At 58.4% G+C, this 25,402-nt stretch carries 27 protein-coding genes; 1 reads left to right on the top strand and 26 read right to left on the bottom strand.

Features of this window, described 5'->3' with window-relative positions:
- Positions 1-8: 8 nt before the first annotated feature.
- The 21 genes from KUF73_RS05120 to trmJ form a co-directional block, all read right to left on the bottom strand.
- On the bottom strand, positions 9-800 hold the full coding sequence (locus KUF73_RS05120; protein WP_218436980.1) for an amidohydrolase: 792 nt from the start codon (positions 798-800) through the stop codon (positions 9-11).
- Complete coding sequence (locus KUF73_RS05115; protein WP_218436979.1) at positions 788-1,936, bottom strand: pyridoxal phosphate-dependent aminotransferase; 1,149 nt, start codon at positions 1,934-1,936, stop codon at positions 788-790. Before KUF73_RS05115 ends, KUF73_RS05120 begins: the two co-directional genes overlap by 13 nt.
- 205 nt (positions 1,937-2,141) lie before the next feature.
- Complete coding sequence (der, locus tag KUF73_RS05110) at positions 2,142-3,611, bottom strand: ribosome biogenesis GTPase Der (protein ID WP_218436978.1); 1,470 nt, start codon at positions 3,609-3,611, stop codon at positions 2,142-2,144.
- A gap of 239 nt (positions 3,612-3,850) precedes the next feature.
- The gene (gene bamB / locus KUF73_RS05105) at positions 3,851-5,002 is read right to left on the bottom strand and encodes an outer membrane protein assembly factor BamB (protein WP_218436977.1); all 1,152 of its coding nucleotides are present in this window, start codon (positions 5,000-5,002) and stop codon (positions 3,851-3,853) included.
- Positions 4,995-5,636 (bottom strand): tetratricopeptide repeat protein, encoded by a 642-nt coding sequence (locus KUF73_RS05100; protein ID WP_218436976.1) that lies wholly within the window; start codon positions 5,634-5,636, stop codon positions 4,995-4,997. The genes bamB and KUF73_RS05100 overlap by 8 nt, the downstream gene beginning before the upstream one ends.
- 42 nt (positions 5,637-5,678) lie before the next feature.
- Positions 5,679-6,968 carry a histidine--tRNA ligase gene (gene hisS / locus KUF73_RS05095; protein WP_218436975.1) on the bottom strand — a complete coding sequence of 430 codons (1,290 nt, stop codon included), beginning with the start codon at positions 6,966-6,968 and terminating at the stop codon, positions 5,679-5,681.
- Positions 6,969-7,005: 37 nt separating this feature from the next.
- Positions 7,006-8,115 (bottom strand): flavodoxin-dependent (E)-4-hydroxy-3-methylbut-2-enyl-diphosphate synthase, encoded by a 1,110-nt coding sequence (gene ispG / locus KUF73_RS05090; protein WP_007944259.1) that lies wholly within the window; start codon positions 8,113-8,115, stop codon positions 7,006-7,008.
- Between the two features lie 3 nt (positions 8,116-8,118).
- Positions 8,119-9,150 (bottom strand): RodZ family helix-turn-helix domain-containing protein, encoded by a 1,032-nt coding sequence (locus KUF73_RS05085; protein WP_218436974.1) that lies wholly within the window; start codon positions 9,148-9,150, stop codon positions 8,119-8,121.
- Positions 9,150-9,908, bottom strand: a complete 759-nt coding sequence (gene pilW / locus KUF73_RS05080) for a type IV pilus biogenesis/stability protein PilW (RefSeq protein WP_218436973.1) — start codon at positions 9,906-9,908, stop codon at positions 9,150-9,152. Before pilW ends, KUF73_RS05085 begins: the two co-directional genes overlap by 1 nt.
- 16 nt (positions 9,909-9,924) lie before the next feature.
- Complete coding sequence (gene rlmN, locus KUF73_RS05075) at positions 9,925-11,070, bottom strand: 23S rRNA (adenine(2503)-C(2))-methyltransferase RlmN (RefSeq protein ID WP_218436972.1); 1,146 nt, start codon at positions 11,068-11,070, stop codon at positions 9,925-9,927.
- 28 nt (positions 11,071-11,098) lie between these two features.
- Positions 11,099-11,524 carry a nucleoside-diphosphate kinase gene (gene ndk, locus KUF73_RS05070; protein WP_007916882.1) on the bottom strand — a complete coding sequence of 142 codons (426 nt, stop codon included), beginning with the start codon at positions 11,522-11,524 and terminating at the stop codon, positions 11,099-11,101.
- A 195-nt stretch (positions 11,525-11,719) separates the two neighbouring features.
- A complete protein-coding gene (gene iscX, locus KUF73_RS05065; protein ID WP_218436971.1) occupies positions 11,720-11,920 on the bottom strand; it encodes a Fe-S cluster assembly protein IscX in 201 nt (66 codons plus the stop codon).
- Positions 11,921-11,934: 14 nt separating this feature from the next.
- Entirely contained in the window at positions 11,935-12,276 is a 342-nt protein-coding gene (fdx, locus tag KUF73_RS05060; protein ID WP_218436970.1) for an ISC system 2Fe-2S type ferredoxin, read from the bottom strand.
- Positions 12,277-12,278: 2 nt separating this feature from the next.
- A complete protein-coding gene (gene hscA / locus KUF73_RS05055; RefSeq protein WP_218436969.1) occupies positions 12,279-14,141 on the bottom strand; it encodes a Fe-S protein assembly chaperone HscA in 1,863 nt (620 codons plus the stop codon).
- A gap of 51 nt (positions 14,142-14,192) precedes the next feature.
- Complete coding sequence (gene hscB / locus KUF73_RS05050; protein WP_218436968.1) at positions 14,193-14,714, bottom strand: co-chaperone HscB; 522 nt, start codon at positions 14,712-14,714, stop codon at positions 14,193-14,195.
- An 8-nt stretch (positions 14,715-14,722) separates the two neighbouring features.
- Positions 14,723-15,046, bottom strand: a complete 324-nt coding sequence (gene iscA, locus KUF73_RS05045; protein ID WP_218436967.1) for an iron-sulfur cluster assembly protein IscA — start codon at positions 15,044-15,046, stop codon at positions 14,723-14,725.
- A gap of 28 nt (positions 15,047-15,074) precedes the next feature.
- Positions 15,075-15,461 carry a Fe-S cluster assembly scaffold IscU gene (gene iscU / locus KUF73_RS05040; protein ID WP_007974006.1) on the bottom strand — a complete coding sequence of 129 codons (387 nt, stop codon included), beginning with the start codon at positions 15,459-15,461 and terminating at the stop codon, positions 15,075-15,077.
- 83 nt (positions 15,462-15,544) lie between these two features.
- Complete coding sequence (locus KUF73_RS05035; protein ID WP_218436966.1) at positions 15,545-16,759, bottom strand: IscS subfamily cysteine desulfurase; 1,215 nt, start codon at positions 16,757-16,759, stop codon at positions 15,545-15,547.
- A gap of 50 nt (positions 16,760-16,809) precedes the next feature.
- The gene (iscR, locus tag KUF73_RS05030; RefSeq protein ID WP_007903581.1) at positions 16,810-17,301 is read right to left on the bottom strand and encodes a Fe-S cluster assembly transcriptional regulator IscR; all 492 of its coding nucleotides are present in this window, start codon (positions 17,299-17,301) and stop codon (positions 16,810-16,812) included.
- Positions 17,302-17,596: 295 nt separating this feature from the next.
- On the bottom strand, positions 17,597-18,373 hold the full coding sequence (gene cysE / locus KUF73_RS05025) for a serine O-acetyltransferase (RefSeq protein WP_218436965.1): 777 nt from the start codon (positions 18,371-18,373) through the stop codon (positions 17,597-17,599).
- A 2-nt stretch (positions 18,374-18,375) separates the two neighbouring features.
- Positions 18,376-19,146: a tRNA (cytosine(32)/uridine(32)-2'-O)-methyltransferase TrmJ gene (gene trmJ, locus KUF73_RS05020; protein ID WP_218436964.1), complete on the bottom strand. Its 771-nt coding sequence runs from the start codon at positions 19,144-19,146 to the stop codon at positions 18,376-18,378.
- A 146-nt stretch (positions 19,147-19,292) separates the two neighbouring features.
- Here trmJ and suhB point away from each other — a divergent pair, with 146 nt between their 5' ends.
- On the top strand, positions 19,293-20,111 hold the full coding sequence (gene suhB, locus KUF73_RS05015) for an inositol-phosphate phosphatase (RefSeq protein ID WP_016984379.1): 819 nt from the start codon (positions 19,293-19,295) through the stop codon (positions 20,109-20,111).
- Positions 20,112-20,369: 258 nt separating this feature from the next.
- On the opposite strand, the gene KUF73_RS05010 is transcribed toward suhB, so the two are convergent.
- The 5 genes from KUF73_RS05010 to tgt all read right to left on the bottom strand — a co-directional run bounded on the left by KUF73_RS05010 (position 20,370) and on the right by tgt (position 25,395).
- Positions 20,370-20,921, bottom strand: coding sequence for a glycine zipper 2TM domain-containing protein (locus KUF73_RS05010; protein ID WP_218436963.1), 552 nt, complete (start codon positions 20,919-20,921; stop codon positions 20,370-20,372).
- A 120-nt stretch (positions 20,922-21,041) separates the two neighbouring features.
- On the bottom strand, positions 21,042-21,956 hold the full coding sequence (gene secF, locus KUF73_RS05005; RefSeq protein WP_218436962.1) for a protein translocase subunit SecF: 915 nt from the start codon (positions 21,954-21,956) through the stop codon (positions 21,042-21,044).
- Positions 21,957-21,965: 9 nt separating this feature from the next.
- Positions 21,966-23,834, bottom strand: coding sequence for a protein translocase subunit SecD (secD, locus tag KUF73_RS05000; RefSeq protein WP_218436961.1), 1,869 nt, complete (start codon positions 23,832-23,834; stop codon positions 21,966-21,968).
- A gap of 63 nt (positions 23,835-23,897) precedes the next feature.
- Positions 23,898-24,236: a preprotein translocase subunit YajC gene (gene yajC, locus KUF73_RS04995; RefSeq protein WP_003185175.1), complete on the bottom strand. Its 339-nt coding sequence runs from the start codon at positions 24,234-24,236 to the stop codon at positions 23,898-23,900.
- A gap of 43 nt (positions 24,237-24,279) precedes the next feature.
- Complete coding sequence (gene tgt / locus KUF73_RS04990) at positions 24,280-25,395, bottom strand: tRNA guanosine(34) transglycosylase Tgt (RefSeq protein WP_218437434.1); 1,116 nt, start codon at positions 25,393-25,395, stop codon at positions 24,280-24,282.
- Positions 25,396-25,402: the final 7 nt, after the last annotated feature.

Raw genomic sequence — 25,402 nt, 5'->3', positions numbered from 1 at the left:
TTTAGGGATCAGGTGAACTCGAAGGTATCGGCATCCAGATTCGCCGGAAACCGCGTGCGATAAGCCGCCAGTTCCGCCGCATCCAAAACCACCTTGAATACCCCATCCGCCTCCCCGGCACTGAGCAACGTCTCACCCTGGAAATCCAGCACCTGACTGTCGCCGGTATACGCGAAGCCTTTGCCATCGGTGCCGATGCGATTCACTGCCGCCACATAGCACAGGTTCTCGATCGCCCGCGCCGGCAGCAAGCGGTTCCAGTGCTGGCGCCGCGCGCCCGGCCAATTGGCCGTGTACAGCAGCAAGTCAGTGTCCTGAGCGTCACGACTCCACACCGGGAAACGCAGGTCGTAGCAAATCAGCGGCCGCACTCGCCAGCCCTTGAGTTCGAACTGCACCTGGCGTTCGCCGGGGGTGTAGTGGTTGTGCTCGCCGGCCATGCGAAACAGATGGCGCTTGTCGTAGTGCCATACCTCACCGTCGGGTCGCGCCCACAACAGACGATTGCGGTGACTGCCATCGGCAGCCTGAACGATGACGCTGCCAGTGATCACCGCATCAAGCTTCGACGCCTGAGCCCGCATCCATTTGCTGGCGGGGCCGTTTTCCGGCTCGGCGAGGGTCTCGGACTCCATGGAGAAACCGGTCGTGAACATCTCCGGCAGGACAATCAGGTCCGCGCCGCGCGCCTGTTCCAGCAAGGGCTCGAAATGCTCCAGATTGGCCTGACGGTCATGCCAGGCCAAGGAGGTCTGAATCAGCGCAACGGTCAGATTCGGCAATGCACTCAGATCACGCATAGTTTTTCCGCTGCTTCGCGCAGGGTCTCCTCGCGTTTGGCAAAGCACAGTCGCACCAGGCGCTGGCCTTCGGGTGGTGTCTGGTAGAACACCGATATCGGGATACTCGCCACGCCATGCTCGCGGGTCATCCACAGGGCCATCTCGACGTCATTGAGGTCCGGCCGGATCTGCGAGTAATCGACCAACTGGAAATAGGTGCCGGTCACCCGAGTGAAAGTGAATCGCGACGGCGCCAGCAGATCGCAGAACAAATCGCGCTTGGCCTGGTAAAAGCCCGGCAGTTCTTCGACGTGTTCCGGATGCTCGGCCATGTAATCGGCCAGGGCGTATTGAAGTGGCGTGACGCCGCAGAAACTGACGTACTGGTGCACCTTGCGCAGCTCCGCCGTGAGTGCCGGCGGAGCGACCACGTAGCCGGTTTTCCAGCCAGTGACATGGTAGGTCTTGCCGAAAGAGCTGACCACGAAGGCGCGCTGATACAACTCTTCATGATTCAGCACGCTGGCGTGCGGCACACCGTCGTACACCAAGTGTTCGTAGACCTCGTCGCTGACCACGTAGATGTCTCGATTACGGATCAATGCCGCCAATTGATCCAGCTCGGCACGGCTGATCAGTGCGCCGCTGGGGTTGTGCGGGGTGTTGAGGATGATCATCCGCGTTCGCGGACTCAGGGCTTCGGCGAGCCTCTGGAAATCGATGGAGAAGTCATTCAGTCCCAACTGCACATGCACGCAACGACCACCGGCCAGCTCCACCGAAGGTTCGTAACTGTCATAGGCTGGATCGAACACGATCACTTCATCGCCATTGTGGATAACTGCCTGAATGGCACAGAAGATCGCCTGGGTCGCGCCGGGGGTGACCGTCACTTCGTGATCGGCATCCACATTGACGCCATAGCTGCGGGCAATCTTCGTCGCAATCTGTTGACGCAATGCCGGTAAGCCGGTCATCGGCGAATATTGGTTGTGGCCGCTGGCAATATGCCGACCGACCGCATCGCACAGGGCCTGCGGGGCATCGAAATCAGGAAAACCCTGGGACAGATTGAGCGCGCCGGTCTGCGCCGCGAGCTGAGACATCTGAGTGAAGATAGTGATGCCGACATTCGGCAGCTTACTGGTGATCATCGGTGAGCCCCTGCAGGTGAGCTGCAAGTTTCAAGCGACAAGCTGTAAGCGGTCAAGCATCAAACCGCCAGACGCAAAAAAGGGCGCTCTGCTGAGCACCCTTTTATGATCGAACCCTGTAGAGCTGCCGAAGGCTGCGATCTTTTGATCTTGTTCTTAAAATCAAAAGATCGAAGCCTGCGGCAGCTCCTACAGAAGCGCGGCGTTACTTCTTATCGCGGCGTTTCTTGTCGGCCTTTTTGTGGTGCGACATCATGCGACGCTTCTTGTTGACCTGACGGTCGGTGAGCGAGTTCTTGTTGCCTTCGTACGGGTTCTCGCCGCCCTTGAACTCGATGCGGATCGGCGTACCGACCAGCTTGAGGACACGACGGTAAGTGTTTTCCAGGTAACGCACGTAAGACTTCGGCACCTTCTCGATCTGGTTACCGTGAATCACGATGATCGGCGGGTTCGCACCACCCAAGTGCGCATAACGCAGCTTGATCCGGCGATTGTTGACCATCGGTGGCGCGTGCTCGCCGACCGCATCTTCCAGGATCGAGGTCAGACGGTTGGTCGGCCAGCGGGTAACCGCGGACTTGAACGAGTTCTGTACCGAGGCGTAGAGGTTGCCCACGCCAGTACCGTGCAGCGCCGAGATGAAGTGGATGTCGGCGTAGTCAACGAAGAACAGTCGACGTTGCAGCTCGACCTTCACGAAGTCACGCTCGCTTGGCGTCATGCCATCCCACTTGTTGATCGCGATAACCAGCGCACGACCCGATTCAATGGCGAAGCCCAGCAGGTTGAGATCGTGGTCCACCACGCCTTCGCGGGCATCCATCACGAAGATCACCACGTTGGCGTCTTTGATCGCCTGCAGGGTTTTGACCACGGAGAACTTTTCAACTTCTTCGTGGATCTTGCCGCGCTTGCGCACACCGGCGGTGTCGATCAGCGTGTACTTCTCGTCGTTACGCTCGAACGGGATGTAGATGCTGTCGCGAGTGGTGCCGGGTTGGTCGTAGACGATTACCCGGTCTTCACCGAGCATGCGGTTGACCAGCGTCGACTTGCCGACGTTCGGACGGCCGATGATGGCAATCTTGATCCCGTCTTTTTCGCTAGGGCCAGGAATGCGCTTGGCTTCCTCGCCTTCGGCAACGATCTCTTCCTCGCCTTCTTCCAGCTCTTCTTCGTCTTTCGGGAAGTCGCTCAGGGCGATTTCCAGCATCTGGGTGATGCCACGACCGTGAGCACCGGCGATCGGAATGGCGTGACCCATGCCCAACGGGGCGAACTCGGCGCGGGCCATTTCAGGGTCGATGTTGTCGACCTTGTTGGCAACCACGTAGGAACGCTTGTTACGTTTGCGCAAATGCTCGGCGATCATCTGGTCGGCAGCGGTGAAACCGGCCTTGGCATCTACCAGGAACAGAACAACATCTGCTTCTTCAATGGCCAGCAGTGACTGCTCGGCCATTTTTTCGTCCATACCGTGCTCGTCACCGGAGATACCGCCGGTGTCGACCAGAATGTAGGAACGCCCTTGCCACTTGGCCTCACCGTATTGGCGATCACGGGTCAGACCGGACAAGTCGCCGACGATGGCGTCACGAGTCCTGGTCAGGCGGTTGAACAAGGTGGACTTGCCGACGTTCGGTCGGCCCACCAGGGCGATTACGGGAACCATGCGGCTCTCCACTTCGTTATTTCAGAAAATACAAAAGCCGCTGCGAGGCAGCGGCTGGTGCTCGGGGCAATCACCGTGTGTTTGTCTGCAGGAGCGAGCTTGCTCGCGATAAACGCAAGAACACCGCGTTTATTCAGGGTGCCAACGTAATCGTTGAAGTCCATCGCGAGCAAGCCCGCTCCTACATTCATCAATACAGGTGAAGCCGCTTGGGGTTAAACCCAAGCATAGTCAAACCTTTACTTAATGGTCAGGGCTTCCAGTTTGCCGCTGTTACCAAATACATAAATCGTGTCACCCACCACCAGCGGACGGGCACGCAGGCCGTCGCTATCGATGCGCTCGCGGCCGACGAATCGACCGTCTACCTGACTCAGCAGATGCAGGTAACCTTCCAGGTCACCGACTGCAACGTAGCTGGAGAACACCTCCGGAGCCGACAGTTGACGGCGAGCCAGCGAGTCGTTGCTCCACAAGGCTGTGGTGGAACGCTCGTCGACGCCTTCAACGGTGCCCGAAGCCAGGCTCACGTAGACGCTGCCAAAACCCTGGGCGACACCGGCGTAGCTGGAAGCATCACGCTGCCAAAGCTGACGACCGCTTTCCAGGTCCAGCGCCGCAACACGACCCTGGTAACTTGCAACGTACAGTGTGCCGCCGGACAGCAGCAGGCCGCCGTCGATGTCGACAACGCGCTCCAGTTCCGAACGACCTTGCGGGATCGCTACACGCTGTTCCCACACCGGCACGCCGTTGGAAATGTTGAGCGCGACCACTTTACCGGTCGACAGGCCAGCCACTGCAAGGTGGTTGGTCACGATCGGCGCACTGGTACCGCGCAGGGTCAGTACTGCCGGAGTGCTGTCATACAACCAGCGCTGGTTGCCGGTAGCGGCATCCAGACCGATCAGACGGTCGTCCTGGGTTTGAACCACCACCACATCACCGTTGTTGGCCGGTGGTGCGAGGACTTCACTGGACACGCGAGCGCGCCATTTCTCTTCGCCGTTGATAGCGTCCAGGGCAACGATTTCACCCTTGAGCGTGCCGATCGTCAGCAGCCCGTAACCCACGCCAACGGCGCCGGAAACAGGCAGTTCGAGATCTTTCTTCCATTTGACGTCGCCGTTGCTGCGATCCAGCGCCATCACCACGCCGGTAACATCGGCGGCGTAGATGGTATCGCCATCGATTGCAGGAACCAGCATGTTGTAGGTTTCGCCCTGACCGTCACCGATCGAACGACTCCACTCTTTATGCAGAACCACTTCTTCCTTGAAGTCGACCAGTTCGGCCGGAGGCAGTTCTTTTTTGCTGTTGCTGCTGCAACCCGCGGCCAAAACGGCCAGAGCCAGCAATGCTGCATGTTTCCAACGGATCACGTCACGCATCCCCTTTGGCCAGATCGTCCAGCTTGATTTGTAGGCCACCGACCGCCGCTTCATCCGACAGTGCCGCCTTGGCTTTTTGATACGCCGCGTGCGCTTCATCGTTACGACCCAGCTGTACCAGCAGGTCGCCCTTGAGTTCTTCGCGAGTGGCCAGGAATGCCTTGTCAGCATCGCCTTCGAGCAGTTTCAGGGCTTCATCGGCCTTGTTCTGCGCAGCCAGTACCTGTGCCAGGCGCTGACGGGCGATTTCGCCCAATGCCGGGTTGGCCGGTTTCGCGGTAATGGCTTTCAGCTCGCTGGCTGCGTCATCCAGCTTGCCGCTGTCGACGGCGACTTTCGCCACGAACAGGCTGCCGTATTGCGCATAGGCACTGCCACCGAACTCGCTGTTGAGCTTGCCGGCCAGGTCGGAAACACGGGCTGCGTCAGGCTTGCCGTCAGGCGTCAGCGTGGTTTCCAGCAGTTGCTGATAGAGCATCGAGGCGCCTTGCGACTGATTACTCTGATACTTGTGAAAGGCTTGCCAGCCGAACACGATGACCAGCGCCAACAGGCCGCCAGTGACCAGGGGCTTGCCGTTGCGTGACCACCAGTCCTTCAAATCCGCCAGCTGTTCGTCTTCGGTACTCGACACCCCAATACTCCTTAATCGCTAAATCGGCTGTTTATGACAGCTTCAACCCTGCACGACGCAGGTGGCCAGGTGAGCGGCAAGCGCATCCCAGGCAATGCTTTGTTGTTCGCCCTGGCCACGCAGGGGTTTGAAACCTACCACTTGCTGGGCCATCTCGTCGTCACCGAGGATCAGTGCATACAGCGCACCGCTCTTGTCGGCTTTCTTGAACTGGCTTTTGAAGCTGCCGGCGCCGGCATTCACTTGCAGGCGCAGGTTCGGTAACTGATCACGCACGCGCTCGGCCAAGGTCAAACCAGCCAGCTCGGCCGCTTCACCGAAGGCGCAGAGGTAGAAGTCGACCTGACGGGAAATCTCTTCCGGAATCTGTTCCAGGGTTTCCAGCAGCAGCACCAGGCGCTCGATACCCATGGCGAAACCTACGCCAGCCGTCGGCTTGCCGCCCATCTGCTCGACCAGACCGTCGTAACGGCCACCGGCACATACGGTGCCCTGGGCGCCCAGTTTGTCGGTGACCCATTCGAAAACGGTCTTGCTGTAGTAATCAAGCCCGCGAACCAGCTTCGGGTTGATTACATAAGGAATGCCGGCGGCGTCAAGGCGAGCTTTCAGGCCCTCGAAGTGCACACGGGATTCTTCGTCGAGGTAGTCGGCCATTTTCGGCGCATCAACCAGAATCGCCTGGGTATCGGCGTTCTTGGTGTCGAGCACGCGCAGCGGGTTGGTTTTCAGGCGGCGCTGGCTGTCTTCGTCCAGCTTGTCCAGATGCCCGGACAGGAACTCGACCAGCGCTTCACGATAACGGCCACGGGACTCGCTGGTGCCCAGGCTATTGAGTTCGAGCTTGACCGCATCGCGGATACCGAGCTCGCCCCACAGGCGCCAGGTCAGCACGATCAGCTCGGCGTCAATGTCCGGACCGTCGAGGTTGAAGACTTCGACACCGATCTGGTGAAACTGGCGATAACGGCCTTTCTGCGGGCGCTCGTGGCGGAACATCGGGCCGATGTACCAGAGTTTCTGCACCTGGCCACCGCCAGTGATGCCGTGCTCAAGCACCGCGCGCACGCAGGCTGCCGTGCCCTCAGGGCGCAGGGTCAGGGAGTCGCCGTTGCGGTCGTCGAAGGTGTACATCTCTTTTTCGACGATGTCAGTCACTTCACCGATGGAGCGCTTGAACAACTCGGTGAACTCGACGATCGGCATGCGGATCTGCTTGTAACCATAGTTATCCAGCAGACGCGAAACTGTACCCTCGAAATGACGCCACAGGGGCGTCTGCTCGGGCAGGATGTCGTTCATGCCACGAATGGCTTGCAGAGACTTGCTCACTTTAAATCCTTAAATTCGTTCGGCTCTTCAGTCCGGCTCAGCCGCGTGCGATAACCGCTGCGTCAGCTTCGACCTTCTCGGCCGCTTTCTGGCGGATCAAGCGTTCAAGCTCATCCACCAGATTGTCATTCGTCAGTTTCTGCGACGGCTTGCCGTCGATGTAAATCAGGTTCGGTGTGCCGCCGGTCAAGCCGATATGGGCTTCCTTGGCTTCACCCGGGCCGTTGACCACGCAACCGATGACCGCAACATCAAGCGGCACCAGCAGGTCTTCGAGACGCCCTTCCAATTCGTTCATGGTTTTGACCACATCGAAGTTCTGCCGCGAGCAGCTCGGGCAGGCGATGAAGTTGATGCCACGGGAACGCAAGTGCAGGGACTTGAGAATGTCGTAGCCGACTTTCACTTCCTCGACCGGGTCAGCCGCCAACGAGATGCGGATAGTATCGCCAATCCCTTCGGCGAGCAGCATACCGAGGCCCACGGCAGATTTCACTGTGCCGGAACGCAAACCACCGGCTTCGGTGATGCCCAAATGCAGCGGCTGGACGATTTCCTTGGCCAGCAGGCGATAGGCTTCGACGGCCATGAACACATCGGAAGCCTTCACGCTGACCTTGAAGTCCTGGAAGTTCAGGCGCTCAAGGTGTTCGACGTGACGCAAGGCAGACTCGACCAGCGCGGCCGGAGTCGGCTCGCCATATTTCTTTTGCAGGTCTTTTTCCAAGGAGCCGGCATTGACGCCGATGCGGATCGGAATCCCGCGATCACGGGCGGCATCGACCACTGCGCGTACACGATCTTCTCGACCGATGTTGCCCGGGTTGATGCGCAGGCAGTCAACGCCCAGCTCCGCGACACGCAATGCGATGCGGTAGTCGAAATGGATATCGGCAACCAACGGCACCTTGACCAATTGCTTGATCTTGCCAAAGGCCTCGGCGGCGTCCATGTCCGGCACCGAGATCCGCACGATATCGACACCGGCGGCTTCAAGGCGATTGATCTGCGCCACGGTGGCCGCGACGTCGTTGGTGTCGCTGTTGGTCATGCTCTGAACAGCGATAGGTGCATCGCCGCCAACCGGTACGTTACCGACCCAGATCTTGCGCGATTCGCGACGTTTGATTGGAGATTCGCCGTGCATGACTTATTGACCCAACTTCAGGCGAGCAGTCTCGCCACTGGTGAACGGAGCAACATCAACCGCCTGACCGTTGTAGCTGATCTGCGCGCCACGGGCGAAGCCCAGGCGTACGGCAAATGGCGGCTTGCCGCTGACGGAAACGCTATCGCCTTTACGCTTGAGACCACTCAACAACACCTTGCCGGTGCCATCGGTCACTTGCGTCCAGCAATCGGCTGTAAATTGCAGTTGTACCTGACCTTGGCCGGCGACCGGAGCAGCGGCTGGCGCTGGAACGCTCGCAGCAATTGGCGCGGCCATGGTGGGCGCCGGTACGACAGGAGCAGTTGGGGCCGACGCTGCAGGCGCGGCCGGAGTTGCGACAACTGAAGCAGTGCTATGTGCCGGAACAACTGGCGCTGGCGCGGTCGGAGCCACTACCGGAGCCGTCGATTGACCTTCTGCCAGCGCTTCAGCCGATTTTTCTGTTTGCGGCAATTCAAGCGCGGTCGAATTTTCAACCTGACCTTCGGCAACTGCCTGGTCTTCCGGCTCATCCAGCGGATGGATCTGGGTTTTGCCGTCGGCGCCTTCGACTTCGACGTGCTCCGGGCTCAGGCTGATCAGGTCTTTAGTGCGCTGCGAGGTTTGATCCTGCCACCAGACAAAACCGCCACCAATCACGGCGATCAGCAACAACAGGCTGACAATTCGCAAGATGGTATGGGAAACCCGCACAGGTTCTTCGATTCGACCCAGGCTGTGAACGCTGCTGCCCTGGGAATCGGTGCCGGTGGATTGATCGAACTGCTGGACCAGAACGGCCTGGTCCATGCCAAGCAATTTGGCGTAAGCGCGAATATAGCCGCGAGCAAAGGTGTGCCCAGGCAGCTTGTCGAAAGCACCGGCTTCCAGATTACTCAAGGAATTGACGGTGAGATTGAGCTTGAGGGCCACTTCGGCCAGCGTCCAGCCATTGTTTTCGCGGGCCTGGCGCAAGGTCTCACCCGGGTTAACGCGATTCGCTGCTACAACTTCAGGATGCGCCGCTTTCATCATTGCTCCGACAGGTATTGCTGATATTCCGGTGTACCGGGATAGAGTCGTTTTAATTGCAGGCCCGCACTTGCAGCCTTGTCGCGATCTTCAAACACTTTTGCCAGTCGAACGCCGAGCAATAGACTACGTGCATTTTGCTCGGCCAGCAGGCTAAAACGATCGTAATAGTCTCGCGCGGGCACATAATGCCTGTCTTCGTAAGACAACTCAGCCATTTCCAGCAATGCACGTGGTTGTTGGCGATTCAAACGCAAGGCTTTTTCCAGTTGCTGTTGCGCCAGATCGCGTTGACCGAGCATCGAAGCGGTCATGCCCAAGTTCTCGAACACTCGCGAACGCTCAGGATACAGGGTATCGGCGGCGGCTTGTTCGAAGCGCTCGTAAGCTTCCTTGTAACGTTTCTGCTCGAAAAGAAAACTGCCGTAGTTGTTGAGGATTCGCGCATCGCCGGGGCGGGAGGACAACGCCTTGCGAAAATGCTGGTCTGCCAGTTCCGGCTCCATTTCGGCCTGGAACACCAGCGCCAGCGCCGCATTGGCGTCCGGATCAGCGCCATCCAGTTCCAGCGCCTTTTTCAACGGTACTTTTGCACGCTCGGTCATGCCCTGCTGCAAATAACCGATCCCCAACTGCACGTACGCCTCACGCGCTTCGTCACGGCCCTTGCTGGTTTTCATCGGATTGTAATCGCCCGAAAGAACGCAGCCAGCACACAGGCTGGCCAACAGCAAAAGCAGCGCGAAGCGCAGGGACATAGAGATCCTCTCTTGGTTACTTGTTCGCGGCGTTCTGCGCCATATCGCTGTCGGCGTTCAATTCACGCACGGCGATATAACGTTCGCTGCGACGGGTGCGATCCAGCACCTGCCCTACCAATTGACCACAGGCGGCGTCGATATCTTCACCACGGGTGGTGCGGACAGTGACGTTGAAACCGGCATGATGAAGCTGATCCTGGAACCGACGAATGGCATTATTGCTTGGCCGCTCGTACCCGGAATGCGGGAACGGGTTAAACGGAATCAGGTTGATCTTGCACGGAATGTTCTTGAGCAGTTCGATCATCTCGACCGCGTGCTCGACCTTGTCATTGATGTCTTTGAGCAAGGTGTACTCGATGGTCAGCACGCGCTTTTCGCCCAGGGACGACATGTAGCGCTGGCACGACTCGAGGAGCATCTTAAGCGGATACTTCCTGTTGATCGGCACCAATTGGTTACGCAATGCGTCATTCGGTGCGTGCAGGGACAACGCCAGGGAAACGTCGATGTGCTTGGACAGCTCATCGATCATCGGCACCACGCCCGAAGTGGACAGGGTCACGCGGCGCTTGGAAATCCCGTAGCCCAGGTCATCCATCATCAGGTGCATGGCGGCCACGACGTTGTCGAAGTTCAGCAGCGGCTCACCCATGCCCATCATCACCACGTTGGTGATGGCACGGTCGGCGGTCGCCGGGATGCTGCCGAACGATTTATTGGCAATCCACACCTGGCCGATGACTTCGGCGGCGGTGAGGTTGCTGTTGAAACCTTGCTTGCCGGTGGAGCAGAAACTGCAATCCAGGGCACAGCCTGCCTGGGACGAAACGCACAACGTGCCGCGTTTGCCCTGGGGAATGTACACGGTCTCGACGCAGCTGCCGGACGCCACGCGCACCACCCATTTACGGGTACCGTCGGTGGAGATGTCCTCGCTGACAACCTCGGGACCGCGAACTTCGGCAATAACCTTGAGCTTGTCGCGCAGGGCCTTGCTGACGTTCGTCATGGCGTCGAAATCATCGACGCCAAGGTGGTGAATCCATTTCATTACCTGACCGGCACGGAAACGCTTCTCCCCGATTGAGTCGAAGAATTTTTCCATTTCCAGCTGAGTCAGACCCAGCAGGTTAGTTTTAACAGTCGATGTAGTCATGGATTCACCTTCACTCTTAAGCCAATGCTTAGCGAGTGGTTACTTCAGTAGCTGCGAAGAAGTACGAGATTTCGCGAGCAGCAGCGGCTTCGGAGTCCGAACCGTGTACAGCGTTGGCGTCGATGGAATCAGCAAAGTCAGCACGGATGGTGCCGGCAGCAGCTTCTTTAGGGTTGGTAGCGCCCATCAGCTCACGGTTCAGAGCGATAGCGTTTTCGCCTTCCAGAACCTGAACGACAACCGGACCGGAGATCATGAAAGCAACCAGGTCGCCGAAGAAACCACGAGCGCTGTGCTCAGCGTAGAAGCCTTCAGCTTCAGCTTTGGACAGTTGCTTCAGTTTCGAAGCTACAACGCGCAGGCCAGCTTTTTCGAAACGAGTGGTGATCTCGCCGATAACGTTTTTTGCAACAGCGTCAGGCTTGATGATGGAGAAAGTACGTTGAACAGCCATGGTGTAACTCCAGAAACGGTAATTTGTGAAAAATTAAACCCGCGAATTATACGCGGGTTCTTGGGTATTGCCTAACTGTGTAAGGTCGCGACCTCTGTAGGAGCTACCGCAGGCTACGGTCCTTTGACCCTGTTCCTGCCCTTGACACTCAGCTGGAACTGGAAAAGATCGCAGCCTCGCTTCGCTCGCCAGCTCCTACTCGCGTTCTTCGATCCAATGGGCCTGAATGGCCTCCAGGATCTTCTCGCCACAATGCTCAGGCTTGTCGTCGAACTCGGGCAATTCCATCACCCATCTGCGCAGATCGACGAAGTTGACCGACATAGGGTCAACGTCGGGTTTGCTCTCAGTCAGCTGGATCGCGATTTCCAGCACATCAGTCCACTTGAGACTCATGACAGTTCCTTGAATCAGTGCGGCGCTTCGGCTGCGTGGTTGAGCGAGTATTTCGGAATCTCGACGGTCAGGTCTTCAGTCCCGACTTTTGCCTGACAGGCCAGGCGCGACTGGGCTTCCAGCCCCCAAGCCTTATCAAGGTAGTCTTCTTCCAGCTCGTCGGCGTCCTCCAGCGAGTCGAACCCTTCGCGAATCAGGCAGTGACAAGTGGTGCAGGCGCAAACGCCGCCACAAGCACTTTCCATTTCGATATGGTGCTCATGAGCCAGTTCGAGGATGGACGTACCGGTCTCAGCCTCCACGACCATGCCGTCCGGGCAAAACTTTTCGTGTGGCAGAAAAATGACCTGCGGCATCGTTATTCCTCAATCTCATTCAGGTTGCGCCCCGCCAGCGCGGCTTTCACCGTCGAGTCCAGGCGGCGAGCAGCAAAGGCATCGGTCACTTGCGACAGACGCTTGGTCTGCTGCTCGATGGCGTAACCATCGGTACCTTTCATCAGTTCGGTCAGTTCCTGCACCTGCAAGTCGATAACCATGCGCTCATCGGCATCGAGCAGACGCTCACCGTCGACCTCCAGAGCCGCTTGCACAGCTTCGATCAGGCGCTCGGCGTCGACCTGCTGCTCACGCAGAACACGGGCGACCTTGTCATCGTTGGCATGCTGGAACGAATCCTTGAGCATCCGGGCGATTTCGCCGTCGGTCAGACCGTAGGACGGCTTGACCTGGATACTGGCTTCAACACCTGAACCCAGTTCACGGGCCGAAACACTGAGCAGACCATCGGCATCGACCTGGAAGGTCACGCGAATCTTCGCTGCACCGGCAACCATCGCCGGAATGCCGCGCAATTCGAAGCGCGCCAGGGAGCGACAATCACTGATCAGCTCACGCTCACCCTGTAGAACATGGATCGCCATGGCCGACTGGCCATCTTTGTAAGTGGTGAAGTCCTGAGCGCGGGCGACGGGAATGGTGGTGTTGCGCGGAATCACCTTCTCCATCAGTCCGCCCATGGTTTCCAGGCCCAGGGACAACGGAATCACGTCCAGCAGCAACAATTCGTCGCCGTCTCGCTTATTGCCAGCCAAGGTATCGGCCTGGATCGCGGCACCGATGGCCACCACTTGATCCGGATCGATTTCAGTCAGCGGTTCACGACCAAAGGATTCAGCGACAGCTTCGCGAACACGAGGAACACGAGTCGAACCGCCAACCATGACGACGGCATGCACTTCTTCCAGTTCAACACCGGAATCGCGAACGGCGCGGCGGCATGCTTTCAGGCTGCGGGCAACCATCGGCTCGATCAGCGCATTGAAGGCTTCGCGGGTCAGTTGGGCTTTCCACTCGCCATAAGCGACTTCGACGACTGCGGCATTGGTCAACGCTTCCTTGGCCGCACAAGCGGTTTGCAGCAGATGACGTTGCGTACCCGGATCGAGATCAGCGGACAGGCCGGCGCTCTCGATAATCCAGCCAGCGATTGCGTGGTCGAAGTCATCGCCGCCCAGCGCGCTGTCGCCGCCGGTGGCCAGGACTTCAAAGACACCACCCGTCAGACGCAGAATCGAAATATCGAAAGTACCGCCGCCGAGATCGTAAATAGCGACCAGGCCTTCAGCGTGTTGATCCAGACCATAGGCCACCGCGGCGGCGGTTGGCTCATTGAGCAAACGCAGCACATTCAGACCGGCCAGCTTGGCCGCATCCTTGGTGGCTTGACGCTGAGCGTCGTCGAAATAGGCCGGAACAGTGATCACCGCACCCACCAGTTCGCCACCCAATGTCGCTTCGGCACGCTGACGCAGTACCTTGAGGATATCGGCGGAGACTTCGACCGGGCTTTTCGGGCCCTGGATCGTCTCGATGAACGGCATGTGCGACTCGCCACCGACAAAGCGGTACGGCAGTTGCTCGCCCAGCTGCTTGACGTCGGACAGACCACGACCCATCAAGCGCTTGACTGACAGCACAGTATTCAAAGGATCGGTGGCGGCAGCCAGCTTGGCCGACTCGCCAACCTCCACACGATCAGCGTGATAGCGCACGGCGGACGGCAAAATGACTTGCCCTTGCGCGTCAGCCAGAGGCTCGGAAAGACCACTGCGCAACGCAGCGACCAGCGAATTGGTAGTGCCCAAGTCGATCCCCACAGCCAGACGACGCTGGTGCGGTTGAGGACTTTGGCCGGGTTCGGCGATCTGCAGTAGGGCCATCGTTATCAGGACTTATCTGTATATCAGGCGTGCGACCGGAGCGGCACTGGGTTAATCGTCGAGGCGCTCTTCTAACTGGCGCACTTCGTAGGTGAGCTTATCGAGGAACTGCATGCGCCGCATCAGGCGTTCGGCCTGTTCGCGGTGCGCGGCATCGTTCCAGCAAGCTGCGAAGCTTTGGTTCAGTTCATCCTGGGCAGCCTTCAGGCGGCGCTTGAACACGGCGACGCCGCCAAGGTCGGCGCTGTCCTGCAAGTCTTCAAGCTCCTCGCGCAACTCCATCTGCTGCAGAAGAAACTCTGGATCATGCACCGTGACCTCCAGCGGCAGCTCACCACCGTTCAAGGCGAGCAAATAACGCGCGCGCTTGGGTGGACTTTTGAGCGTCTGGTAGGCCTCGTTGAGGCTCGCGGATTGCTCTAGCGCCAGCCGCTGCTCGCGCTCGGAAGCGTCTGCAAAGCGGTCCGGATGAACACTGCGCGCCAACTCACGGTAGCGCGTAGCCAGCTGATCGAGGTCCAGATTGAAACTCGGTTGCAGCTCAAATAAAGCGAAATGACAAGGAGTACCCACGAGCAGCCTCAGATGTTGAAGCTTTCGCCGCAGCCACACTCACCGCGCACGTTGGGGTTGTTGAACTTGAAGCCTTCGTTCAACCCTTCCTTGACGAAGTCGAGTTCGGTGCCGTCCAGGTAGGAGAGGCTTTTCGGGTCGATGATCACTTTCTCGCCGTGACTCTCGAACACCTGATCCTCAGCAACTACCTCGTCGACAAACTCCAGCACGTAGGCAAGGCCGGAACAGCCCGTGGTGCGAACACCCAGGCGAATCCCCTCACCTTTGCCGCGCCCATCAAGGGAGCGTCGTACGTGCTTGGCCGCCGCTTCTGTCATGCTGATAGCCATCGTTGACTCCTTACTCGTCGCCAAATGCTTAGATCAAGCCTTTCTTCTGCTTGTAGTCGCGAACGGCCGCTTTGATAGCGTCTTCAGCGAGCACGGAGCAGTGAATTTTCACTGGCGGCAGAGCCAGTTCTTCAGCCAGCTGGGTGTTCTTGATGGTTTCCGCTTCGTCCAGGGTCTTGCCCTTCATCCACTCGGTGGCGAGGGAGCTGGACGCGATAGCCGAACCGCAGCCGTAGGTCTTGAACTTGGCATCTTCGATGATGCCGGCGTCGTTGACCTTGATTTGCAGACGCATAACGTCGCCGCACGCCGGCGCGCCGACCATGCCAGTGCCGACATCAGGATCTTCCGCGTCCATCTTGCCGACGTTGCGCGGGTTTTCGTAGTGGTCGATGACCTTTTCGCTGTAAGCCATGATGCTTAATCCTCACTCATCAGAGAGTCGCTCTTTAAGCCCCGGAACCGAAGTTCACAGGGCCGGTTCGCGGCGACTTGAAATCAGTGTGCCGCCCACTCGATTTTCGAAATGTCGACACCGTCTTTGTACATGTCCCACAGCGGCGACAGAGCGCGCAGCTTGGTAACGGCCTCGCAGACTTTCTGCGCGGCGTAGTCGATTTCTTCTTCGGTGGTGAAGCGGCCGAAGGTGAAGCGGATCGAGCTGTGTGCCAGTTCGTCGTTGCGACCCAGGGCGCGCAATACGTACGAAGGCTCCAGCGAAGCCGAGGTGCAGGCCGAACCGGACGAAACCGCCAGATCCTTGAGCGCCATGATCAGCGACTCGCCTTCAACGTAGTTGAAGCTCAGGTTCAGGTTGTGCGGAACGCGGGCGGTCATGCTGCCGTTGATGTACAACTCTTCCAGATGCTCGACCTGCTTGTAGAAACGATCGCTCAGGGCTTTGATGCGCACGTTTTCGGCAGCCATGTCTTCCTTGGCCACACGAAAGGCTTCGCCGATGCCGACGATCTGGTGGGTCGCCAGGGTGCCGGAACGCATGCCGCGCTCATGACCACCGCCGTGCATGGTCGCTTCGATGCGAACACGCGGCTTGCGGCTCACGTACAGCGCGCCGATGCCTTTAGGGCCGTAGGTTTTGTGAGCGGAGAACGACATCAGGTCGACTTTCAGCTTCTGCAAGTCGATCTCGACCTTGCCGGTGGACTGAGCAGCGTCGACGTGGAACAGGATGCCCTTCGAACGAAGCAGTTCGCCGATGGCGGCGATATCGTTGATGGTGCCGATTTCGTTGTTCACGTGCATGACCGAAACCAGGATGGTGTCATCACGCAGTTCAGCTTCGATCATTTCAGGCGTCACCAGGCCATCGGTACGAGGCTCGATGTAGGTGACTTCGAAACCTTCACGCTCCAGTTGGCGCATGGTGTCGAGGACAGCCTTGTGCTCAATCTTGGTGGTGATCAGGTGCTTGCCTTTGGTGGAGTAGAAATGCGCCGCACCCTTGATTGCCAGGTTGTCGGATTCGGTGGCACCGGAGGTCCAGACGATTTCGCGAGGGTCGGCATTGACCAGGTCGGCCACCTGACGACGGGCGTTTTCGACGGACTCTTCAGCTTTCCAGCCAAACACGTGGGAACGGGACGCCGGGTTACCGAAGTTTCCGTCGACCAGCAGGCATTCACTCATCTTTTGCGCGACACGCGGATCAACCGGGGTAGTCGCAGAGTAATCAAGGTAAATCGGCAATTTCATGGACTATCTCCTAAATCAGGCTGGCTGGCGCGCCGTTAGCTCTTTGGCTGTCATTCGACGGCGGACGCTTCAATCTTGTCCAGGCGTGGCGCCTTGCTGTTGCAACGGCGTTGATCCTGACGCTGGGCTACTTCTTGTACCTCACGGCGAGTCACAAGGTCAGCCAAGCTGATACCGCTCAGAAATTCGTGGATCTGCAAGCTCAGGTCGCACCACAAGTGGTGGGTCAGGCAAGTGTCGCCTTGATGGCAATCACCCTGGCCCTGGCATTTGGTGGCATCGACCGATTCGTTTACCGCATCGATCACCTGGGCGACCTGGATACCTTGCATGTCGCGTGACAGCTGGTAGCCGCCGCCTGGACCACGAACGCTGGACACCAGATTGCTGCGGCGCAATTTGGCAAAAAGCTGCTCGAGGTAGGACAGGGAGATGCCTTGGCGCTCGGAGATATCGGCCAGGGACACGGGCCCGTGCTGCGCATGCAACGCCAAGTCGAGCATGGCGGTCACGGCGTATCGGCCTTTTGTAGTCAGTCGCATGGACAATTACCACGGAGTTCGGAATGGGGCGAGTATGCAATTCCCGAGTATTTAAGTCAACTATAAGACCTAGTACTTTAGTCAGGTTTACCCGCAAAAGAGCGGGCGCATCATAGCAGGGTCTGCGGCTGAATGGCACACCGGCGAGCGCAGTGCCATTGCCTGAAAGCGACCTGCGGCGAACCGCCAAATCTGAATACGAACCCTGTAGGAGCTGCCGAAGGCTGCGATCTTTTGACGTCGATCTTAAAAAAAGAATCAAAAGCTCGCAGCCTTCGGCAGCTCCTACAGGGGCTTAGCCGGCCCTGGTTTCGTCTTTGTCTTTTACGCAGGCGAAGTCTTCTTCGCGCAGTTCGGGTAGATCCTTGGCGCAGTAGCTGCTACCCAGATCCTTCAGCGCCCCGCACATACCCTCCAAACGACCGTCGACCGCTTGCAGATGGTCAAGCAACTGATTAATGGCACGCGCCACCGGATCGGGCATGTCTTCAGTTACACCGTACGCGTCGAAACCGATTTTCTCGGCCATGGCCTTGCGCTTGGCGTCCTGCTCTTCGTCGGGCTTGACGATGATTCGTCCCGGAATACCCACCACCGTGGCACCCGGCGGAACCTCTTTAGTCACCACGGCGTTAGAGCCAACCTTGGCACCCGCACCAACAGTGAATGGCCCAAGCACCTTGGCACCGGCACCGACAACAACACCATCACCCAGCGTTGGGTGGCGCTTGCCTTTATTCCAGCTGGTACCACCGAGGGTCACGCCCTGATAAATCGTCACGTCGTCGCCGATCTCAGCGGTTTCACCAATGACAATGCCCATTCCGTGGTCAATAAAGAAGCGGCGACCGACCTTGGCTCCCGGGTGGATCTCGATTCCGGTTAACCAGCGACCAAAGTTCGACACCAGTCGCGCCAGCCATTTCAGATCCGCCCGCCACAGCATCGCCGATAAACGATGGATCCAGATGGCATGCATGCCGGGGTAGCAGGTCAGGACTTCAAAAGCGTTACGCGCCGCCGGGTCTCGGTGGAATACGCTCTGGATATCTTCACGCAAACGCTCGAACATCATTAATCCTTCCGCTTAAGGAGCTCACCACGGGCCGCTTTTTGGGTTTCCGTGAGGATGCCACGCAATATATTCATTTCCGCCCGGCTGACCAAGCTGCGTCCGTACAACCGGCGCAGGCGCGCCATCAAGTGCCGTGGCTTTTCCGGATCGAGGAACTCAATGGCCACCAGGGTTTGCTCCAGGTGCTCATAGAATCGCTCCAGCTCATCCATGGTCGCCAGCTCAGCGCTTTTGACGGATGCCACTTCTTCCTTCTCGACCTTGCTTGGCCGACCTTCGGACGCCAGCCAGGACATGCGCACTTCATAACTCAACACCTGCACCGCCGCCCCAAGGTTCAGCGAACTGAACTCAGGGTCTGATGGGATGTGCACGTGATAATGACATCGCTGCAGCTCTTCATTGGTCAGGCCGGAATCTTCACGACCAAACACCAGCGCAATCTCAGCGCCAGACGCCGCTTCCTCGACCACTTTCGTGCCGCATTCGCGCGGATCGAGCAGTGGCCAGGGAATGCGCCGGTCGCGGGCGCTGGTGCCGAGCACCAGATTGCAGCCGACCAAGGCATCTTCCAAGGTGGCGACGACTTGCGCTTTTTCAAGGATGTCACCGGCACCGGAGGCACGGGCGTCGGCCTCGTGATGCGGGAACAATCGAGGTTCAACCAGCACCAGCCGCGACAGGCCCATGTTCTTCATGGCACGAGCAGCCCCGCCGATATTGCCCGGATGGCTGGTATTGACCAAGACGACACGAATGTTTTGCAGCAAGGGAGGCGCTCTCGAACACAATAATCGGGAGCAGAATCTTACAGCGCTGCCTACCGTTAAGCTATGAAAGCGAACGTCGTCCTTCACCTGTAGAAACTTTCTGATAGAATGCTCGGCTTTCTTTAACAACCTTAGGTGACACATCCATGCAGCCCATGCTGAATATCGCGCTGCGCGCCGCCCGCAGCGCCAGTGAATTGATCTTCCGCTCCATCGAGCGCCTGGATACCATCAAGGTCGACGAAAAAGACGCCAAGGATTACGTTTCCGAGGTGGATCGCGCCGCCGAACAGAAAATTATCGACGCCCTGCGCAAGGCTTATCCGAATCACTCGATCCGCGGTGAAGAGACTGGCCTGCACGCCGGCACCGGCATCGAAGGCGAAGAGTACCTGTGGATCATCGATCCGCTGGACGGCACTACCAACTTCCTGCGCGGCATTCCTCACTTCGCTGTCAGCATCGCCTGCAAATACCGCGGTCGCCTGGAACACGCTGTAGTTCTGGACCCGGTTCGCCAGGAAGAATTCACCGCCAGCCGTGGTCGCGGCGCCCAACTGAACGGTCGTCGCCTGCGTGTAAGCGGTCGCACCAGCCTGGACGGCGCCCTGCTGGGTACCGGCTTCCCGTTCCGTGACGACCAGATGGACAACCTCGACAACTACCTGGGCATGTTCCGCGCCCTGGTTGGCCAGACCGCCGGCATCCGCCGCGCTGGCTCGGCGAGCCTGGATCTGGCCTATGTGGCCGCCGGCCGTTTCGACGCCTTCTGGGAGTCGGGCCTGTCCGAGTGGGACATGGCTGCTGGCGCCCTGCTGATTCAAGAAGCAGGTGGCCTGGTGAGCGACTTCACCGGCGGTCACGACTTCCTTGAAAAAGGCCACATCGTTGCTGGCAACACCAAATGCTTCAAGGCAGTACTGACGGCGATCCAGCCGCACCTGCCAGCCTCGCTGAAGCGCTAAGCTTCCAGCGACAGAGAAAGCACCCTTCGGGGTGCTTTTTTATGCCTGGAATTCAATCCAGAAAACACTGAAATCTCTGTAGGAGCGAGCCCGCTCGCGAAAAACCCGAGAGCGCCGCGGGGCATCAGACTCGCAGCGTCATCGATGACGACCATCGCGAGCAGGCTCGCTCCTACAGGGAATTGCGGTGGCGCATAAATCACCGCACACAAAAAAGCACCCCGCAGGGTGCTTCTTTTTTAACCTGATTTCAGCAGATCACTGACCCGACTGAGCCTGCGACAAAATCAACTTACCTTCCTTGTCGACAGGAATCTGGTTACCAGGATCGCGATCCATTCGCACTTTCCCCTCTTTGCCATCCAGCGAGTACCGCACGTCATAACCCACGACCTTGTCACTGATGTCATTCACCGTATTACAACGGGTTTGCGTCGTGGTGTAGGTGTCACGCTCCTGCATGCCCTCCTGAACCTTGTTACCGGCGTAACCGCCACCGACAGCGCCTGCGACCGTGGCAATCTTCTTGCCGGTGCCGCCGCCGATCTGGTTACCCAGCAGGCCGCCTGCCAATGCACCTACCACCGTACCGGCGATCTGATGCTGATCTTTCACCGGCGCTTGCCGGGTAACCGCTACATCCTTGCACACTTCACGTGGAGTCTTGATTTGCGTCTTGACCGGCTCAACAGCTAGCACCTGAGCAAACTCAGGACCGCTTTTTTTAACCAGGCTGTAGGTGGCCACAGCACCCCCGGCAGTCACACCGACAGCACCCAGTACCGCACCAACCAGCATCGACTTGTTCACATGAACCTCCTGACCATCACATGCGGGACATGCCCGCGCTTCTCCCAGCCTTGGAGCACAAAAAAAGGCGCGAGTTCAAAACTCGCGCCTTTCTTCTGACCACTGGAAAAACGATGGCCGTTATGGACGGTCGTCGACTTCCTTTTCAGTGTTAGCAGGAGGAATCAGATCCTCGGTGCTCAGGTTCAGCCAGATCAGCACCACGTTAGCGATGTAGATCGACGAGTAAGTACCCGCCAGCACACCGATAAACAGCGCAATGGAGAAGCCGAACAGGTTGTCGCCACCGAAGAACAGCAGTGCCGAGATCGCCAGCAACGTGGAGATCGACGTGGCCATGGTCCGCAGCAGGGTTTGCGTAGTCGAGATGTTGATGTTCTCGATCAGGCTGGCCTTGCGCAGTACCCGGAAGTTCTCACGAACCCGGTCGAATACCACGATGGTGTCGTTGAGCGAGTAACCGATGATCGCCAGCACCGCCGCCAGCACCGTCAGGTCGAAGGTGATCTGGAAGAACGACAGGATACCGATGGTCACGATCACGTCGTGGATCAGCGAAACAATGGCGCCAACCGCGAACTTCCACTGAAAGCGGAACGCCAGGTAGATCAGGATACCGCCCAGCGCCATCAGCATGCCGAGGCCGCCCTGGTCGCGCAGTTCTTCACCGACCTGCGGGCCCACGAACTCGACACGTTTGACGCTGGCCGGGTTGTCGCCGCCGACCTTCTGCAACGCGTCAGCCACCTGGTGACCCAGTTGCGGGTCTTCGCCAGGCATACGCACCAGCAGATCGGTTGTTGCACCGAAGTTCTGCACGATGGCTTCGTGATAACCAGCCGTAACCAGTTGCTCACGTACCTTGGTGACGTCGGCCGGACGCTCGTAGGTCAGCTCGATGAGCGTACCGCCGGTGAAGTCCAGGCCCCAGTTCATGCCCTTGTGGAAGACGCTGAAAATGGCCAGCGCGGTAAGGAACAATGTGACGCCGAACGCAAAGTTGCGAACGCCCATGAAGTTGATTGTACGTAACATGGCAGCCCCTTAAATCCACAACTTCTTGAAGTCACGACCGCCGAAGATCAGGTTGACCATCGCGCGGGTCACCATGATGGCCGTGAACATCGAGGTAAAGATCCCGAGGGACATGGTCACTGCAAAGCCTTTGACCGGGCCGGTGCCCATTGCAAAGAGAATCCCGCCGACCAACAGTGTTGTCAGGTTGGCGTCGAGAATCGCGGTGAATGCCCGACCGAAGCCTTCGTTGATTGCCCGTTGTACGGTCATGCCCGCAGCGATCTCTTCACGAATCCGCGAGAAGATCAGGACGTTGGCGTCGACCGCCATACCCATGGTCAATACGATACCGGCGATACCCGGCAGGGTCAGCGTTGCACCCAGCAGCGACATCAGGGCCAGCAGCAGCACCATGTTCACCGCCAGCGCGACGGTGGCGATGATGCCGAAGAAGCGGTAGATGGCGATGATGAACAGCGAGACGAACAGCATGCCCCACAGCGATGCATCGATACCTTTGGTGATGTTGTCGGCACCCAGGCTTGGGCCAATGGTGCGCTCTTCAGCGAAGTACATTGGTGCAGCCAGACCACCGGCACGCAGCAGCAGCGCCAGTTCGGACGACTCGCCCTGGCCGTTCAGGCCAGTGATGCGGAACTGAGCACCCAGCGGCGACTGGATGGTCGCCAGGCTGATGATCTTCTTCTCTTCTTTGAACGTTTGAACCGCGACGTCTTTCTCGACACCGTCGACCAATTGTTTGGTGTAGGTGGTGACAGGACGCTGCTCGATGAAGATCACCGCCATGCTGCGACCAACGTTGCTGCGCGTCGCACGACTCATCAGTTCGCCGCCGTGACCATCCAGATGGATGTTCACTTCTGGCGTGCCGTGCTCGCCGAAGCCAGCCTTGGCGTTGGTGACCTGGTCACCGGTGATGATCAGGCCACGCTCGATCTGTGCTGGCGGACGCTTGCCTTCACGGAACTCGAAAGTTTCGGAAGTGGCTTTCGAAGCACCTGGCTCAGCGGCCAGACGGAACTCAAGGTTGGCCGTCTTGCCGAGGATACGCTTGGCTTCTGCGGTGTCCTGCACGCCTGGCAGCTCAACCACGATGCGGTTGGCGCCCTGACGCTGAACGATCGGTTCGGCAACACCCAGTTCGTTGACGCGGTTACGTACCGTGGTCAAGTTCTGCTTGATGGAGTATTCACGGATTTCCGCCAGCCGAGCCGGGGTCATCGCCAGACGCAGTACCGGTTGGCCATTGAGGTCGGCCGGAACAATGTCGAAATCGTTGAAGTTCTTGCGGATCAGTGCACGGGCAGTTTCGCGGGTTGCTTCATCAGTGAAGCCCAGCTGAATGGCACCGCCCAGTTGCGGCAGGCTGCGATAGCGCAGCTTCTCTTTACGCAACAGGCTCTTGACGTCGCCTTCGTAGACTTTCAGGCGTGCGTCGAGGGCTTTGTCCATGTCCACTTCCAGCAGGAAGTGCACACCACCGGACAAGTCCAGACCCAGCTTCATCGGGTGCGCGCCCAGGCTGCGCAGCCATTGCGGAGTGGTTTGTGCCAGGTTCAGCGCAACGACGTAGTCGTCACCCAACGCCTTGCGCACAACGTCTTTGGCTGGCAACTGGTCTTCAGCCTTGGTCAGGCGAATCAGACCGCCCTTGCCATTGGCCGACAGCGTGGCTGCCTTGACGTTGATCCCGGATTCATGGAGCGCTGTGCTCACACGATCCAGATCAGCCTGATTGACCAACAGCGCAGTGCTTGCACCGCTGACCTGAATAGCCGGGTCATCAGGATATAGATTGGGAGCGGAATAAATCAGACCGACCGCCAGCACCGCCAGGATCAGAATGTATTTCCACAGAGGGTATTTGTTCAGCATCACGCCGCCCGCTTATGACGCGGGGCGCCTTGCGCGCCCCGTCGATTGAGTAGAAGTTGAAACTTAGATCGCTTTCAGCGTGCCTTTTGGCAGCGTGGCGGCAATGGCACCTTTCTGGAATTTCATTTCGACGGTGTCGGAAACTTCCAGAACGACGAAATCGTCGGCCACTTTAGTGATCTTGCCGGCGATACCACCGGTGGTCACAACTTCGTCGCCTTTTTGCAGGCTACCCAGCAGGTTCTTCTGCTCTTTGGCGCGCTTGGCCTGTGGACGCCAGATCATCAGGTAGAAGATGACCAGGAAGCCGACCAGGAAAATCCACTCAAAACCGCCACCCATTGGGCCGGCAGCAGCAGGTGCAGCAGCGTCAGCCATGGCATTAGAGATAAAAAAGCTCATTTAGCACTCCAGTTGCAAATGTTGAATCTTGGGGTCAGAAAACTCAGTCCAAAGGCGGAACAGGTAACCCGCGTTTGGCGTAGAAGGCATCGACAAAGGCGGCCAATGTACCCTGTTGAATAGCCTCACGCAAACCAGCCATAAGCACTTGATAATGACGCAAGTTATGGATGGTATTGAGCATGCTTCCCAGCATTTCGCCGCACTTGTCCAGGTGATGCAGATAAGCGCGGGAGAAGTTCTGGCAGGTGTAGCAATCGCAGGTCGGATCGAGCGGCGAATCATCATGGCGATGGAACGCGTTACGGATCTTCAGCACGCCGGTATCAATGAACAGATGCCCATTGCGGGCATTACGGGTTGGCATCACGCAATCGAACATGTCCACACCGCGGCGCACACCCTCAACCAAGTCTTCCGGTTTGCCAACGCCCATAAGGTAACGAGGTTTGTCAGCCGGCATCATGCCCGGCAGGTAATCCAGCACCTTGATCATTTCGTGCTTGGGCTCGCCCACCGACAGGCCGCCGATGGCCAGGCCATCGAAGCCGATCTTGTCGAGGCCTTCCAGGGAACGCATGCGCAGGTCCTGGTGCATGCCGCCCTGAACGATGCCGAACAGCGCCGCCGTATTCTCGCCATGGGCGTTTTTCGAGCGCTGGGCCCAACGCAGCGACAACTCCATGGAAATGCGGGCAACGTCTTCGTCAGCCGGGTACGGCGTGCATTCGTCGAAAATCATCACGATGTCGGAGCCGAGGTCTCGCTGGACCTGCATCGACTCTTCCGGGCCCATGAACACCTTGGCGCCATCAACCGGAGAAGCGAAAGTCACGCCCTCCTCCTTGATCTTGCGCATCGCGCCCAGGCTGAACACCTGGAAACCGCCGGAGTCGGTCAGGATCGGGCCTTTCCACTGCATGAAATCGTGCAGGTCGCCGTGCTTCTTGATCACTTCGGTGCCAGGACGCAGCCACAAGTGGAAAGTGTTGCCCAGAATGATTTCCGCGCCAGTGGCGACGATATCCCGTGGCAGCATGCCCTTGACCGTGCCGTACGTGCCCACCGGCATGAAAGCCGGGGTCTCGACGGTACCGCGCGGGAAGGTCAAACGACCGCGACGAGCCTTGCCATCAGTGGCAAGCAGCTCGAAAGACATACGACAG

Origin of the sequence: Pseudomonas sp. PD9R, from assembly GCF_019200975.1 — a bacterium.
GTDB lineage: Bacteria > Pseudomonadota > Gammaproteobacteria > Pseudomonadales > Pseudomonadaceae > Aquipseudomonas.
The sequence above is the reverse complement of the archived record's forward strand: the minus strand, read 5'-3'. Positions and strand labels throughout refer to the sequence as shown.

Coding starts and splice junctions, on each gene's coding strand:
- KUF73_RS05120 (WP_218436980.1), bottom strand. CDS start 800: ATGCGTGATCTGAGTGCATTGCCGAATCTGACCGTTGCGCTGATTCAG.
- KUF73_RS05115 (WP_218436979.1), bottom strand. CDS start 1,936: ATGATCACCAGTAAGCTGCCGAATGTCGGCATCACTATCTTCACTCAG.
- der (WP_218436978.1), bottom strand. CDS start 3,611: ATGGTTCCCGTAATCGCCCTGGTGGGCCGACCGAACGTCGGCAAGTCC.
- bamB (WP_218436977.1), bottom strand. CDS start 5,002: ATGCGTGACGTGATCCGTTGGAAACATGCAGCATTGCTGGCTCTGGCC.
- ispG (WP_007944259.1), bottom strand. CDS start 8,115: ATGCACGGCGAATCTCCAATCAAACGTCGCGAATCGCGCAAGATCTGG.
- KUF73_RS05085 (WP_218436974.1), bottom strand. CDS start 9,150: ATGAAAGCGGCGCATCCTGAAGTTGTAGCAGCGAATCGCGTTAACCCG.
- pilW (WP_218436973.1), bottom strand. CDS start 9,908: ATGTCCCTGCGCTTCGCGCTGCTTTTGCTGTTGGCCAGCCTGTGTGCT.
- rlmN (WP_218436972.1), bottom strand. CDS start 11,070: ATGACTACATCGACTGTTAAAACTAACCTGCTGGGTCTGACTCAGCTG.
- ndk (WP_007916882.1), bottom strand. CDS start 11,524: ATGGCTGTTCAACGTACTTTCTCCATCATCAAGCCTGACGCTGTTGCA.
- iscX (WP_218436971.1), bottom strand. CDS start 11,920: ATGAGTCTCAAGTGGACTGATGTGCTGGAAATCGCGATCCAGCTGACT.
- fdx (WP_218436970.1), bottom strand. CDS start 12,276: ATGCCGCAGGTCATTTTTCTGCCACACGAAAAGTTTTGCCCGGACGGC.
- hscA (WP_218436969.1), bottom strand. CDS start 14,141: ATGGCCCTACTGCAGATCGCCGAACCCGGCCAAAGTCCTCAACCGCAC.
- iscA (WP_218436967.1), bottom strand. CDS start 15,046: ATGGCTATCAGCATGACAGAAGCGGCGGCCAAGCACGTACGACGCTCC.
- iscU (WP_007974006.1), bottom strand. CDS start 15,461: ATGGCTTACAGCGAAAAGGTCATCGACCACTACGAAAACCCGCGCAAC.
- KUF73_RS05035 (WP_218436966.1), bottom strand. CDS start 16,759: ATGAAATTGCCGATTTACCTTGATTACTCTGCGACTACCCCGGTTGAT.
- iscR (WP_007903581.1), bottom strand. CDS start 17,301: ATGCGACTGACTACAAAAGGCCGATACGCCGTGACCGCCATGCTCGAC.
- cysE (WP_218436965.1), bottom strand. CDS start 18,373: ATGTTCGAGCGTTTGCGTGAAGATATCCAGAGCGTATTCCACCGAGAC.
- suhB (WP_016984379.1), top strand. CDS start 19,293: ATGCAGCCCATGCTGAATATCGCGCTGCGCGCCGCCCGCAGCGCCAGT.
- secF (WP_218436962.1), bottom strand. CDS start 21,956: ATGTTACGTACAATCAACTTCATGGGCGTTCGCAACTTTGCGTTCGGC.
- secD (WP_218436961.1), bottom strand. CDS start 23,834: ATGCTGAACAAATACCCTCTGTGGAAATACATTCTGATCCTGGCGGTG.
- yajC (WP_003185175.1), bottom strand. CDS start 24,236: ATGAGCTTTTTTATCTCTAATGCCATGGCTGACGCTGCTGCACCTGCT.
- tgt (WP_218437434.1), bottom strand. CDS start 25,395: ATGTCTTTCGAGCTGCTTGCCACTGATGGCAAGGCTCGTCGCGGTCGT.